Source organism: Janibacter sp. LM, assembly GCF_039631275.1.
GTDB lineage: Bacteria > Actinomycetota > Actinomycetes > Actinomycetales > Dermatophilaceae > Janibacter > Janibacter terrae.
In genome coordinates, this window is record NZ_JBDIVG010000097.1 from 1 (window position 1) to 438 (window position 438).

At 72.4% G+C, this 438-nt stretch carries 1 protein-coding gene; it reads left to right on the forward strand.

From position 1 onward, the window contains the following. Positions 1–27: 27 nt before the first annotated feature. A partial coding sequence (locus tag ABC138_RS17600; protein ID WP_345914477.1) for a hypothetical protein occupies positions 28–438 on the forward strand: 411 nt, incomplete at its 3' end.

Genomic DNA, 438 nt, shown 5'->3' on the forward strand with positions numbered 1-438 from the left:
GCACGTCATCGAACGTATGATCGAATCATGACAGCGACGCCGCTGCAGTACCGCGACACAGGCCTCATGGGTGGCCTGCGGGACGCGCTGCGCTCGTTGGTGTACGCCGACCCGGGCACGGCCTGGCAGCTGCCCGACCCGGACGTCGCAGACGGGTTGGCGTTGATCGGTCGAGCCCGGCAGCTGCTGGAGGTCGCCGAGGTGCAGCTGGTGCGCGAAGGGATCTCGCGGGGCCTGCCGGGCCAGGGGTCGTGGTCGGCGCACGACTGGGTCGGGGTCAGCGAAGGGCGCCGCGCGCCCCGCCCCTCGACCCAGCACGTCGCGCGGGTGGTGCGGGTCGCCGGCGCTGCAGGGGCGACGGGTGAGATCACGCAGGCCTTCGAGGCCGGTGACCTGCCGTTGGGCAAGGCCGACCAGCTGGTGCGCTTCCACGAGTCG